The sequence below is a fragment of the Kitasatospora sp. NPDC015121 genome (assembly GCF_055562955.1).
On the sequence record NZ_JBVHEH010000009.1, the window covers coordinates 162,940 to 176,215 of the forward strand.

General features: G+C 76.1%; 9 protein-coding genes and 1 pseudogene. 8 read left to right on the forward strand and 2 right to left on the reverse strand.

Annotation, left to right across the window (positions count from 1 at the left end; all coding sequences use genetic code 11):
• The 8 genes and pseudogenes from ACZ3J7_RS15450 to ACZ3J7_RS15485 all read left to right on the forward strand — a co-directional run.
• Positions 1-1,443 (forward strand): annotated as a pseudogene (locus ACZ3J7_RS15450) (hypothetical protein); the annotation flags it as partial.
• Positions 1,444-1,651: 208 nt separating this feature from the next.
• Positions 1,652-2,065: a pirin family protein gene (locus tag ACZ3J7_RS15455; protein WP_465620836.1), complete on the forward strand. Its 414-nt coding sequence runs from the start codon at positions 1,652-1,654 to the stop codon at positions 2,063-2,065.
• Between the two features lie 10 nt (positions 2,066-2,075).
• Entirely contained in the window at positions 2,076-3,044 is a 969-nt protein-coding gene (locus ACZ3J7_RS15460; RefSeq protein WP_465620838.1) for a class I SAM-dependent methyltransferase, read from the forward strand.
• The gene (locus tag ACZ3J7_RS15465) at positions 3,041-3,550 is read left to right on the forward strand and encodes a hypothetical protein (protein WP_465620840.1); all 510 of its coding nucleotides are present in this window, start codon (positions 3,041-3,043) and stop codon (positions 3,548-3,550) included. Before ACZ3J7_RS15460 ends, ACZ3J7_RS15465 begins: the two co-directional genes overlap by 4 nt.
• 270 nt (positions 3,551-3,820) lie before the next feature.
• Complete coding sequence (locus tag ACZ3J7_RS15470) at positions 3,821-4,948, forward strand: LacI family DNA-binding transcriptional regulator (protein ID WP_465620842.1); 1,128 nt, start codon at positions 3,821-3,823, stop codon at positions 4,946-4,948.
• 145 nt (positions 4,949-5,093) lie between these two features.
• The gene (locus ACZ3J7_RS15475) at positions 5,094-6,956 is read left to right on the forward strand and encodes a hypothetical protein (RefSeq protein ID WP_465620844.1); all 1,863 of its coding nucleotides are present in this window, start codon (positions 5,094-5,096) and stop codon (positions 6,954-6,956) included.
• Positions 6,957-7,311: 355 nt separating this feature from the next.
• Entirely contained in the window at positions 7,312-10,143 is a 2,832-nt protein-coding gene (locus tag ACZ3J7_RS15480) for a cellulose binding domain-containing protein (protein ID WP_465620847.1), read from the forward strand.
• Between the two features lie 117 nt (positions 10,144-10,260).
• A complete protein-coding gene (locus ACZ3J7_RS15485; protein ID WP_465620849.1) occupies positions 10,261-11,124 on the forward strand; it encodes a hypothetical protein in 864 nt (287 codons plus the stop codon).
• Here ACZ3J7_RS15485 and ACZ3J7_RS15490 read toward each other — a convergent pair.
• Positions 11,007-11,738, reverse strand: a complete 732-nt coding sequence (locus ACZ3J7_RS15490; RefSeq protein ID WP_465620851.1) for a dienelactone hydrolase family protein — start codon at positions 11,736-11,738, stop codon at positions 11,007-11,009. The two genes, ACZ3J7_RS15485 and ACZ3J7_RS15490, sit on opposite strands and share 118 nt — an antisense overlap.
• A gap of 259 nt (positions 11,739-11,997) precedes the next feature.
• The gene (locus tag ACZ3J7_RS15495; protein WP_465620853.1) at positions 11,998-13,260 is read right to left on the reverse strand and encodes an MFS transporter; all 1,263 of its coding nucleotides are present in this window, start codon (positions 13,258-13,260) and stop codon (positions 11,998-12,000) included.
• Positions 13,261-13,276: the final 16 nt, after the last annotated feature.

A 13,276-nucleotide genomic window follows, 5' to 3' on the forward strand; every position in this document is an offset into this window, starting at 1 on the left:
GCGGCAGGGAATCGGCAGGGCGCACTCGACACCATCACCGAAGCCGTCGGGCACTACCGCGCCCTCGCCCAGGCCGCCCCCGCCGCCCACCTCCCCGACCTCGCCGCCTCCCTCAACAACCTCGCCGTCCACCAAGGCGCGGCAGGGAATCGGCAGGGCGCACTCGACACCATCACCGAAGCCGTCGGGCACTACCGCGCCCTCGCCCAGGCCGCCCCCGCCGCCCACCTCCCCCGCCTCGCCTCGTCCCTCAACAACCTCGCCAACCAACAGAGCGCGGCAGAGGACCGGCAGGCCGCGCTCGACACCGCCACCGAAGCCGTCGACCATTACCGCGCTCTCGCCCAAGCCGACCCCGCCGCCCACCTCCCCGACCTCGCCGCCTCCCTCACCAACCTCGCCAACCAACAGGAGCCGGAAAGTGCGCGTTCCACCTGGGAGGCCGCTATCACCGACCTGGGAGGCGACGCGCTCGGTCAGGCGGAGCTACGTGCCCGCTACGCCGTCTACCTCTCCGCACACGCCGACACCGCCCACGCCATCGAACAACTGACGCAATCCGCTGCGGCCTGCGCGACCGGCACGCCATCGCGCCTGAGCAGGGCCCGGCAAATCGTACGCACCAGCGCGACGAGCCTCGCCGTCCAGGATCCGCGGCTCCCCCGCTGGGCCGTCGACCCGCTCCCCGACGACGTCCTGGACGTCCTCAACGCATGGGCCGTCGCTGCCGGTGACTGGCCCGGTACCGAGGCGTTCCTCCACGAACGCGCCGACCGCCTCCGGCAGCCGGACTTCCGCGGCCACCTGGAACTCGCCGCGGCCCTCTTCCCCGAGGACCCGGCCATCGACCGCCTCACCGGCGTCCTCGACCGGATCGACGCCGACGGCCTCGACGCGTTCCTGGAGCGCGGCCGGAAGGACCACGAGCTGCGGCGGCTCCTCGGCGAGTGGCTCGCCACCCCCACCTGGAGCGAGTCCAAGGACTTCCTGGACGCACACGGCGTCGTGCTGCGCACGCCGGAGGCCCTGGTGCTGCTCGGCGAGGCCGGGATGCCGGTCGCCTACCAGCACCTGGCCATCCTCCTGCTCGCCGAGGTGCTCTCCGCCAGCGAGGTCTACGAGATCGTCACCGACCCGGACCGTGCGACCGAGCAGGCCCACGCCGCCGTCGACCACGCGGACGTGCCCCGCCTACGCCTCGTTCTCACCGCCAACCAGGCCCTGTCCGACGGCATCACCGGCGCCTTCTTCACCGCCGTGGTCGCCTTGGCGGCGGGCGACGGCGACCGGGCGCGCCAACTCGCCGAGGCCGTCGCCGAGCACGGCACCGACACCCAGCGCCACGCCTACGCCATCCGCCTGCGCGAGCTGGCCCGGCGGTCCCCCGAACTCGGTGGCGCCCAGGAGCTCGCCGACCTGATCCAGCCCGACCGGCGCACCTGACCCCGCCGGGGTGTGGGCGGTCGGGTCCTCGAAGCCGTACCCGCACTCCTGGGTGGGCGGGGGCCGGAGGTGTCGAGGTCCTGGTCGTACGGCGGCAGGTCGCGCAGGCCTTCGCACCGTCAGCCCGCTCCACACCCACGAGGGCGCCGGCTTCCCCGTCCGCCGGCCCTTCCCGACCGACGGGCTCCCGTTCCTGGAACCGTTCCTGATGGGCGACCAGGTCGGTCCGGTCGGCAACGCCGACTCGCGCGGCCACCGGGCCGTGGTCCGGGCCGGCGGCGTCCAGTGGCTGACGGCGGGGTCCGGGATCGTCCACGAGGCGCTGCCCACCGAGGAGTTCCTGGCCTCGGGCGGACGGCAGCACGTGCCGCAGATCCGGGTGAACCCGCCCGCCCGGCACGAGGGGACCGCCCCGCGCAGCCGGAGCGCCGAGGCCGCCGACCTCCCCGACCCGTCCCTGACGGCCCAGCAGCTCGTCCGCACCTTCGCCCCCGCCACCCTCGTCGACCCGGCCGCCCTCGGCTTCCGGATCGCCGCGGGCGTCGACCTCTTCCTCGCCCGCTACGCGTCCCGTCCGGCCTGGTCCCCGCCCGACCCGGTGCCCGGGCGGGCGGCGCCGTAGGGTGTGGCCCGTGTCCCCCTTGGAGATATCCGATCTGATCAGGGCGGTCGACCCGGACAGCGGCCGGCGGCTGCCGGTGCGGCGCGCCGAGGTGGTCGAGCGGCTGCGCGCGGACGGCGACGGGCGGGCGGCCCGGATCGTCGCGAAGCTGCCCGCCCGCCCGGACGGGGTGCTGGACCCGGACGCCGTCGACCGGCTGCTGATCAGCGTGCACACCGAACTTCAGCGGCTCAGCGAGGAGTTGCGGATCGGCGAGCGCCTCGTCCACCTGCTCGGCCCGCTGTTCGCCGCGATCCGGTCCACCGGCCGGCCCGGGCCGTACCGGCTGGTCGACGTCGGCTGCGGGCTGGGCTACCTGGTCCGCTGGCTGGCCGCCACCGGCCGGCTCGGGCCGGACGTCGAACTGGTCGGGGTCGACCTGGACGCCGCGCTGGTCGGCGAGGCGGACCGGCTGGCCCGCAGCGAGGGACTCGACTGCCGCTTCGTCCACGGCAACGCCTTCGACCTGCCGGAGGCGGCGACCGTGTACGTCTCCACCGGCGTGCTGCACCACTTCCCGGCCCCCGCGCTGGCGGAGTTCTTCCGCGCCCAGGGCGCCTCCCCCGCGCTGGCGTTCTGCCACTACGACATCGCCGCGACCGGTCTCGCACCGATCGGCGCGTGGGTCTTCCACCGCGCCCGGATGCGCCACCCGCTGGGCCGCCACGACGGCGTCGCCTCCGCCCGACGGGCGCACGGCGACGAGACCCTGCTGCGGGCCGCGGCCGCCTCGGGGATGCGGCCGCTGGTGTACGAGCCGCGACGGGCCGCCAACCCCTTCTGCACCACGCTGCGCCCGGTCCTGGGCATCCGGCCGCACCTGGAGGAACCGTTCCGCCGCGCCCTCGGCCGCGCCTCCCGGCGCCTTCTCGGCCCCGAACGGTTCGCGCCGGACGGGCAGTCCGCCTCGGACCGGCGGCTCGCGCCGGAGGCCCGGTGACGCCCGCGCTGCTGCTCCTCGCCCTGGGCCTGGTCGACGCGGCGTTCAGCGGCTTCCGCGCCATGGCCGGCCGGGACGCCCGGATCCGCAAGGCCCGGGCCAACGCGCGGGCGGCGCTGCGCGGGCTGGCGGTCGGGGCCGTCCTGCTGCTCGCGCCCGCGCTGACCGCCGGACTCCGGCTGCTCACCGCCGCCGACCCGGACCGCGCGTTCCGGGACCTGACCGCCGGGGCGTTCGGCTACCTGCTGCCGCTGGCCCTGTACGCCGCCGCCGTGCTGGTCTCGCTGGTCGGCTACCTCTTCCTGCCCTTCCGTGCCGCCACCCTCTCCGTGGTGGTCGGCCTCGGCCCGCTCACCCTGGTGCGCCCGCTGGTCGTCGCCGCCGCCTGCCTCGGCGCGCTCGTCGCGGGCGGCGGGCCCAGCCTGCTGGTGGGCGCCGTGGCGGGCGCGGCGGTGCTGACGGTCGAACCGGTCGTCCACCGGCGCTGGTACCGCGAGGTCCACTGACCACCGGGCCCGCCGGGGCCGTCACCCGCCCGGACGGAAGCCCGGAGCCCAACACGTCGGCCCCGGCGCCGATCTGACGAACCGACCACCGGACGGTCCGACCCCCTCGGGCGGCGGGCAGCCGGCGGTCATGATCGACCGGGCGCGGGCGGGCGGGTCCTGTCAGAAGCCTTGACGGTCCACCGACCAGGACCCTACGGTGCGGTCACCGATGGCCCCGGGCGGGTGGCCAGCGGCTTCCCCCACCCCGCGCCAGGAAGGGCGACCGCGTTGCCCGTTCACCCGCTCCCCCACCCGACGAGCGCCCCCCGCCAGCCGGGCGGCGCCCTCCCGTTCCCGACCTCCGAGTGCCCGTCCCCGGGCCCCACGCCGCACCAGGCACCGTGCGCCGAGACCCCGTGCGCCGAGGCGCCGTGTGCCGAGGCGCCGACGCTGGCCCAGGTCGCGGCCCGCGCGGGCGTGTCGAGCGCCACCGCGTCCCGGGTGCTGAACCGGTCCGCGCCGGTGTCCGCCGAGATCGCGGCGCGGGTCGAGCGCGCGGCCCGCGAGTTGAACTACGTCCGCCGCCGGGCGCCCGCCGCGACGGCCCGGGACACCGGGGCGATCGCCGTGGTCGCGTTCGCCGACCTGCTGCGCTTCCACGCCGACCCGTTCCCGGTGCGACTCCTGGCCGGCGCCCAACGGGTGGTTCCGGACCGGGAGTTGGTGGTGCTCACGGCGGGCCCGGGCCCGGCCCGGCCGTCGCTGGTGCGCTACCTGTGCGGCGGGCACGTGGACGGCGTGCTGCTGGTCGGGCGGTGGGGCGACCCCGCGCTGCCGGGGCTGCTGCAGGCCGCGGGCGTGCCGGTGGTGTCGCTGGGCCGGCCGCCGCAGTCGCAGCGGCTCGCGCACGTGGACGCCGACAACCTGAGCGGCGCGCGCGCCGCCGTCCACCTGCTGCACCGGGCCGGGCGGCGGCGGATCGCCACCATCGCCGGGCCGCCGGACACCGCCGCGGGCGCGGACCGGCTGGCCGGCTACCGGCGGGCGCTGGCCGACCAGGGCGACCCGACCCGCTGCGCGGTGGCGTACGGCGACTTCGGGTCGCGCTCCGGCGAGCACGCGATGCTCCGGCTGCTCGACCAGTACCCGGACGTGGACGCGGTGTTCGCCGCCTCGGACGCGATGGCGGTGGGCGCGCTGCGGGCGCTGCGCCGGCTCGGGCGGCGGGTGCCGGACGACGTCGCCGTGGTCGGCTTCGACGACTCGCCGGCCGCGGCGACGGCCCGCCCGGGCCTGACCACCGTCCGCCAGCCCGTCGAGGACCTGGGCGCCCGGGCGGTGGAGCTGCTGCAGGACCCGGCGCCGGGGCGCTCGGTGGTGCTGCCGACCCACCTGGTGGTGCGCCAGTCCTGCTGACCTGCCGCCGGCCGATCCGCCGGTGCCGCAAGCGAATGGGAGGTTCCGTGGAGGTCGCCCGGGCGGCGGCGCGGTCGGGCTAGGGTCGTTGGCCGTCGCACCCGTCCGCACCGGCGCGCGGGGCAGCGCGGAGGGAGTGCCGCCGATGGTCCCGTACGACCCGTCCGCCCCGTACGACCCGTCCAGCTCGTACGAGGTGATCGCGCTTGACGCGCTGGGGGTGGTGCACGGGCACCGCACCGACCGCGAGCGGCCCGATCCGGAGCGGATGGGCGCGTTCGGGGACCGGTGCGGGGCCGGGTACGTGGAGGTCGGGCACGAGGACGGGCGGATGGTGTTCGCCCGGGACGGCGGCGGCCGCTGGCAGCTGCTGTGCGACGGCGTCGACCGGCGGGCCGCGCAGGAGGTGCTGCTCTGGTTCGAGCTGCTGCACCACTACCCGGGCCCGGGCCGTGACGACCCCGCCCACCCCCTGGCCGGGGAGCCCGCCCCGGGCGGGCGCGGCGAGCTGGAGCGGGCCGAGGCGCTGCGGCTGGTCGCCGAGCGGATCGCGGCGACCGGCGCCGACCGGCCGGTGGACGCGCTGGTCGCGGAGCGCTTCCCCGGCGGCTGGTACGTGCACGGGCCGGACCGGACGGACGGCCGCGGCTCGGTGTTCCTGGTCGGCGACCTGGGCCGGATCCGGGAGGCCACCACCTCGCTGCCGCCGGCCGTGCTGCGCGAACGCTTCCGCGCCGAGGAGGCGTTCATCCGCCGGGTGCCGGACGGGGAGTCGCTCCACGACGAGGAGGCCGACCTGTGGGCGGCCGCCACCCGGCCGCCGGGGGCGCCCCCCGCCCCGCCCGCGGTGGTGGACCGGCCCGCCGAGAGCACCCTGATCAAGCAGGCCGCCGGGCTGCTCGACCCGATCGTGCAGCAGCTGGCCCGGCTCGGCCCGAAGGGCTGGGAGAGCCTCACCGCCGTCTTCTCCTGCACCGTCGGCGCCGAGACCGCCCGGCTGACCTTCCGGCGCGGCAGCCGGGAGACCGTGGTCCGCGTTCCGGAGAAGCTGGCGATCCTGGTCCGCCGCCAACGCCACCTGGCCGCCCGGACCGCCGACGGCCCCTGGTACCGGCTGCTGGTGGAGGCCGACGCGGAACCGGGCTTCGGCGGCGTGCTGGTCGACTACGACCTCGGCGAGGAACCGCTGCCCGCCGAGGACCTGCTGCCCGCCGTGCACTACCGCGAGGACCTGTTCGCCTACCCGCGCCCGACCGTCCCCGAGTGGCTGGCCCGCCACCTGGCCGCCGACCGGCCGCAGCCCGCCCCGGCGCCCGCGCCACCGCCCGCGCCCTCGCCCGTACCGACGCCGACGCCGACGCCCGTACCGACACCGGCGCCGACGCCCCTGGCACGGCCCGAGCCCGTCGGCGTCGTGCTGGACACCAAGCACGAGTGGAGCCGGCTGCGCGCCGACGGCGAGCGGATCTCCTACGGCGAGGAGTCGATCGCGCTCGACGACGTCGAGTGGGTCTGCTACCCGGTCTCCCGGACCGTCACCCGCCGCTTCCTCGGGCCGAGTTCGTACGTCACCACGTACGGCTTCGGGGTCGGTCCGGCCGGGCGCGGGCTGGGCGACCTGCGGTTCACCACCTTCCGGAAGAACGCCGAGCCGCCGCGGGAGTGGCTGGCGCTGGTCGACCTGGTCCGGCGGCGGGTCGAGCCCCGGCTGCTGGAGTGGTACGTCGAGGCGGTCGCGGCCGGGACGGCGGTGACGATCGGCGCGCTGCGGCTGGACCGGGACGGGGCGAGCGCCCGGACCGGCAGCGGGCGGAAGGTCACCGAACGGGCGCTGGCGTGGCGCGAGTTGGCGCCGGTGCGGGTGGCGGACGGCTTCGTGTCGCTGTACCGGGCGGGCGGCGGCCCCGAGCCGGTGTTCCAGGTGCCGCTGGCGCGCGGCAACGCGGTGCTGCTGCCCGCGCTGCTCCCGACGCTGGCCCGGCTGTTCACCGGCCGTCCGCTCGGCTGACGGCGGCGGGGAAACCACCGGCGACGGCGGCCGCGGGGAGCTGGTACAAGCAGCCCGGCCGACTGTCGAACGGCTGTCGAATCCGGCCTGACGGCGCGTCGGGCCGGGCCGCCGCGCCCGTCGCACGCAGGCGAAAGAGCTGTCGAATATCCGTCGAAGGATGGTCCACGAAAGGTTTCGACGGATCGTCAGACCGCGCTGGACGACAGGGGTTTCCGGCGTTCCGGGGCTGTAACTTTCACTTCGCTCCCCGCACTGACCTGCGATTCTACCGGCGCTCGGAGCGGGGTCGTTGTCGGGCGGGTGGCGCGGGCGGTTTTCCTGGTCCCCCACCCGTGACCTAGGAGAGTCCCCCATGACCCCTGTGCCCCTGGAGCGCCGGGCCGCCTCCCGGCCCCCGGCGCGCGGACGCCGGCCGGTGCTGGCGACGCTGGCCGCCGCGGCCGCCCTCGCCGCCTGCGCGGCGACCGCGGTGCTGCCCCAGCTGTCCGCCAGCGCGGCCGAGACGTCGAGCCCGGCGGTCGCCGCGAGCCAGCCGTACACCTGGAACAACGCGCAGATCGGCGGTGGCGGGTTCATCCCGGGCATCGTCTTCAACCAGGGGCAGAAGGGCCTGGTGTACGCCCGCACCGACATCGGCGGCGCGTACCGGCAGGACCCGGCGACCAAGCAGTGGATCCCGCTGCTGGACTCGCTGGGCTGGAGCGACTGGGGCCTGACGGGCGTGGCCAGCCTGGCCACCGACGCGAAGGACCCGAACCGGGTGTACGTCGCGACCGGCACCTACACCAACAGCTGGGACCCGGCGAACGGCGCGATCCTGCGCTCCACCGACCAGGGCCGGACCTGGCAGCGCACCACCCTGCCGTTCAAGGTCGGCGGCAACATGCCGGGCCGCGGCATGGGCGAGCGCCTGACCGTCGACCCGAACAACAGCGCGGTGCTCTGGTTCGGCGCCCCGAGCGGCAAGGGCCTGTGGCGCAGCGCGGACTACGGCGTGACCTGGTCGCAGGTGACCGCGTTCCCGGTGACCGGCACGTACGCGCCGGACCCGTCCGACGCCTCGGGCTACCAGAGCGACCCGCTGGGCGTGCTCTGGGAGGTCTTCGACCAGGGCGGCGGCACGGTCAACGGCGTCACCAGGACGATGTACGTGGGCGTCGCGGACAAGCAGAACAGCGTCTACCGCTCGAACGACGGCGGTTCGACCTGGACCAGGATCGGCGGTCAGCCCACCGGCTTCGTCCCGCACAAGGCCGTCCTGGACGCGTCCGGCGGCAACCTGTTCGTCTCGTACTCGGACACCGGCGGTCCGTACGACGGCGCGCACGGCGACGTGTGGAAGTACGCGACGGCGACCGGCACCTGGACGAACGTCAGCCCGGTGCCGTCCTCGGACAGCGGGAACAACTTCTTCGGCTACTCGGGCCTGACCGTCGACCGCCAGCACCCGAACGTGCTGATGGTGACGGGCTACAGCTCGTGGTGGCCGGACACCCAGATCTGGCGCTCGACCGACTCGGGCGCGACCTGGAAGCCGTTCTGGTCGTACAACGGCTACCCGACCCGGGTCGACCAGTACTCCCTCGACATCTCCTCGGTGCCGTGGCTGACCTTCAACGCGAACGTCTCCGCGCCGGAGGAGTCGCCGAAGCTCGGCTGGATGACCGAGTCGCTGGAGATCGACCCGTTCGACTCGAACCGGATGATGTACGGCACCGGCGCGACGCTGTACGGCTCCTCGAACCTGACCGACTTCGACAAGGGCACCAAGGTCACCATCGCCCCGGTGGTCAAGGGCCTGGAGGAGACCGCGGTCAACGACCTGGTCTCCCCGCCGACCGGCGCGCCGCTGCTCAGCTCGCTGGGCGACCTGGGCGGGTTCCGGCACGACGACCTGACGAAGGTCCCGGCGAGGATCTTCGCCCAGCCGAACCTGACGTCGGGCACCTCGATGGACTTCGCCGAGGCCGCCCCGGCCACCATGGTGCGGGTCGGCGAGACCGCGTCCGGCTCGACCGAGAAGCACATCGGCTACTCGACGGACGGCGGCGCCAACTGGTTCGCGGCCTCCGCCGAGCCGGCCGGCGTGACCGGCGGCGGGCAGGTCGCGATCGCCGCCGACGGCTCGGCCACCGTGTGGAGCCCGAAGGGCGCCGGCGTCCACCGCTCCTCCGGGACGGGCAACTCCTGGACGGCCGTCACCGGCCTCCCGGCGGGCGCGGGCGTGCAGGCCGACCGGGTCGACCCGAAGACCTTCTACGGCTGGTCCGGCGGCACCTTCTACGTCTCCACCGACGCGGGCGCCACCTTCACCGCCAAGGCGGGCGGCCTGCCCACCGAGTCGGTCCGCTTCAAGGCGGTCCCGGGCACCAAGGGCGACGTCTGGCTGGCCGGCGGCACCGCCACCACCAGCTACGGCCTGTGGCACTCCACCGACGGCGGCGCGACCTTCACCAGGCAGGCGGGCGTCGACCAGGCCGACAACATCGGCTTCGGCAAGGCCGCCCCCGGCAGGGCCTACCCCGCGCTGTACACCTCCGCGAAGATCGGCGGCGTCCGCGGCCTCTTCCGCTCCGACGACGCGGGCACGAACTGGGTCCGGATCAACGACGACGCCCACCAGTGGGGGTGGACCGGCGGCGCGATCACCGGCGACCCGCGGATCTACGGCCGGGTCTACGTCGGCACCAACGGCCGGGGCATCGTGTACGGCGACACGGCGGGCGGCGTCTCGCCCTCCCCCTCCGCATCGGCATCGGCGTCGGCTTCGGCGTCCGCCTCCGCGTCCACGTCACCCTCGCCGTCCGCCTCCACCTCGCCCTCCGCCTCGCCCTCCGCCTCGCCCACCGGGGGCGCCTCGTCCTGCGAGATCACCTACGCGGTGGCCAGCCAGTGGGGCGGCGGCTTCGGCGCCAACGTGACGGTGGCGAACAAGGGCACCACGCCGGTGAACGGCTGGACGGTCAAGTGGGCCTTCCCGAGCGGGCAGACCGTCGGCTCGCTGTGGAACGGCAGCGTCACGCAGAGCGGCGCCCAGGTGACCGTCACCGACGCGGGCTACAACAAGACGATCGCGGCCGGGAGTTCGGCCTCCTTCGGCTTCAACGGCACCTGGAGCGGATCGAACACCGCTCCGACGGCGTTCACCCTGAACGGCACCGCGTGCACCGTGAAGACCGGCTGACGCGCTGACCGGCCCACCGCCCCCGCCCGGGTCCGTCCAGGGCCGGACGGGGGCGGTGGCGCCGGCCGCCCGGAAACGCGCTGGCCACGGCCGCGGGCCGCGTGCTGTACTCGGCGGATGGTCGAGACGGACGGCGGCGGGGGCGGTGGGGGCGGGCGGATGCGCCTGCGGGTGAGCAGTCGGCCGGTGTCCACCGGCGCGCGGCTCGGCCGGCTGCTGGACACCGGGCCGATGCTCCGCGGCACCTTCTTCCACCCGCCCGACCTCGGCGTCGGGTTCCTGTACGCGAGCCGCGCCGACCTGCTGCGCCTGGGCGCGCTGTTCCGGCTCGCCGCGACCAGCCCGCACAGCGCGCTGCACGTCCCGGCCCCGCCGGGCCCCGGCCCGCTGGACGCCCGGACCACCTCCCTGCTGGTGGCCCGCGAGGACACCGGTTTGCGCCCGTCCGACTGGCCCGCCCTGCGGCGCACCCCGCGCCACGGCGGCGCCCCGCTGACGGTGACCGCCCCGGCGCCGCGCCCCGCCGACCGCCCGGACGGCGTCCGCCGCCTGGCCGACCGCCACCCGGCCCGCCTCGCCGAGCACGCCGGGACGTCCTTCGTCCTGGCCCGGCCCGAACTCCTCTTCTGGATGGGCGACTCGCTGACCGAGGCCGGCGAGTCCGTCGTCGGCGACCGCGAGATCCACCGCCGCGGCGAGAGCTACCAGACCGACTGGGTCGGCTTCTTCGCCGCCGGGGGCACCGACGACCCGGTGCACGCCCTGTGCGTGGTCGCCGCCGACCCGATCTTCCACCGGGCCCGCTGGCAACGGCGGCACGCGGCCGGCGGCCGGGCCCCGCTGGGGCCCGGCCCGGGTTCCGCTCAGCCGCCGAGGGCGGCGCCGAGCAGCGGGAGCAGGCGGTCCCAGTGGCGGCGGAGCCCGGCGGGGTCGAAGGCGTCGGTGTCGGGCATGGTGAAGCCGTGGGCGGTGCGGGGGTAGACCTCCGACCGGTGGTCGACCCCGGCGGCGTCCAGTTCCCGGCCGAGCGCCTCGAACTGTCCGGCCGTCAGGTCGCTCGCGGCGTGGCCGAAGTGGGCCCGGGCGGTGATCCGCCGGAAGCTCTCCGGGCCGGCGGCGCCCACCGGGGCGTGGAACGCGGCGAGGGCGGCGACCCGGCCGGGGTGGGCGGCGGCGGTGTGCACCGCGTACAGGCCGCCGATGCAGTAGCCGGTCACCCCGACGGGCCCCGGGGCGACTCCCGGCCGGGCGGCGAGGAAGTCGAGGTACGCCCGGGCGTCGCGCCGGACGAGTGCGGGGGTGTGCGCCTCGATCATCGGCATCAGCCGGGCGAGGAGCGCGGGCCTGGCCCGCTGGTCGATGCGTGCGGGCAGGTCGAGCAGCGGGGTCGGGCCCTGCCGGTGGAAGGCGTTCGGCACCAGCACGTGGTAGCCGTGCCCGGCCAGTTCGGCGGCCAGCTCCCGCAGCGCGGGCCGGATGCCGAACCCGTCCGGGTACATCAGCACCCCGGGGTGCCGTCCGCGGTCGCCGGGGTGGGCGACGATCGCGTCGGCGGGGCCGTCCGGGGTGGGGACGTGCAGCGTCTCGATGGGCATGGGTGTCTCCTGTCGTCGGTCTGACCTGTGCTCTCCCGCTTCCTGTCGGTCGGACACGACGACGGTGGGGCCCGCGCCCCCGGCTCGGACGGCGGGCCGGCCGCGGCCCGCGCGGCGCTCAGCGGAGCACCGGGTCACCGATCCGTGCGTGGCGCGAGGCCGTCCCGGTCGTCATGGGCCCGAAGGTAGCCCGCCGGGTCCGCGGACGCGAACGGTTTTCCCCGGCGGTGGTGACGGCGGTGGTGACGGCGGCGGGACGTCACGGACGGGCGGGGGACGGTTCCGGTCCGGGGCGCGGTGCCCGGTCGTGGCGGGGCAGCAGGAGCGGGGTGGCCAGGGCGGCCAGTCCGGCGGCGGCGAGGGCGGTGCGCGGGCCGGTGGCGGCGGCGAGCAGGCCACCGAGGGCGGTGCACAGGGCGATGGCCGCCTGCTGGCCGATCGACCAGGCCGTCAGGGTGCGGGCGAGCAGGTGGTCGGGTGTGCGTTCGAGCCGGTGGGTGGCGAGCACCGGGGTGTACAGGCTCATGTGGACGATGATCGCCAGTTCGACGGCCATCACGGTGACCAGGCCGACCACGCCGGGCCGGACGAGGACCAGGCCGATCAGCCAGACCGCGCGCAGGGTGCCGACCACCCGGAAGACCCGGTGCCGGCCGTGGCGGGCCACCACCCGCCGGGCCAGCCGGGAGCCGACCAGTCCGCCGAGGCAGGGCGCGGCGAAGGCGAGCGCGTACTGCCAGGGCGGGAAGCCGAGTTGGCGCAGCAGCAGGACGGCGAGCAGCGGCTCGGTGGCCATGACCAGGCCGGAGACCAGCACGGCGTTGAGGTACAGCGCCCGCAGCTCGGGGTCGCCCGCGATGTGCCGCCAGCCGTCGAGCGGCCCGCCCGCGCGCGGCCCGCCGCCGGGCGCCCGCCGCGGCGCGGCCTCCCGGCTGCGGATCGCGGTGAGGCCCAGCGCGGAGAGCAGGTAGCTGAGCGCGTCGGCCAGCACGGTGCTGAGCGGGCCGAACACGCCGATCGCCGCGCCGCCCAGCGGCGGTCCGACCGCGATGGAGCTCCAGTTGGTGGACTCGAGCCGGGCGTTGGCCACCAGCAGGTCCTCCGGCCGGACGAGCGCCTTGAGGTGGGCGCCGCCGGCCGCGCCGAACGCGATCCTGGCGGCGGCGGTCACCGCCGAGACCGCGAACAGCTGCGGCATTCCCAGCAGGCCGAGGGCGTGGGCGAGCGGGATCGACGCCATGGCCGCGCACCGGACCAGGTCCGTCGCGATCATGACCGGGCGCTTGCGCCGGAACTCCACCCACGGCGCGAGCGGCACCGCGATCAGCGCCCCCACCGCCGGCCCCACCGCCGACAGCGCGGACACCTCGGCCGGGCCGGCGTGCAGCACCAGCACCGCGATCAGCGGCAGCGCCCCGAAGCCCAGCCCCGACCCGTACGCGCTCACCGCGTACGCCGCCCACAGCCAGCCGAACGGCCGGCCCAGCCTTCTCCTGCCCGTGCTGCCCGTACTGCCCGTCATGCCCGGCGCGCCCCTC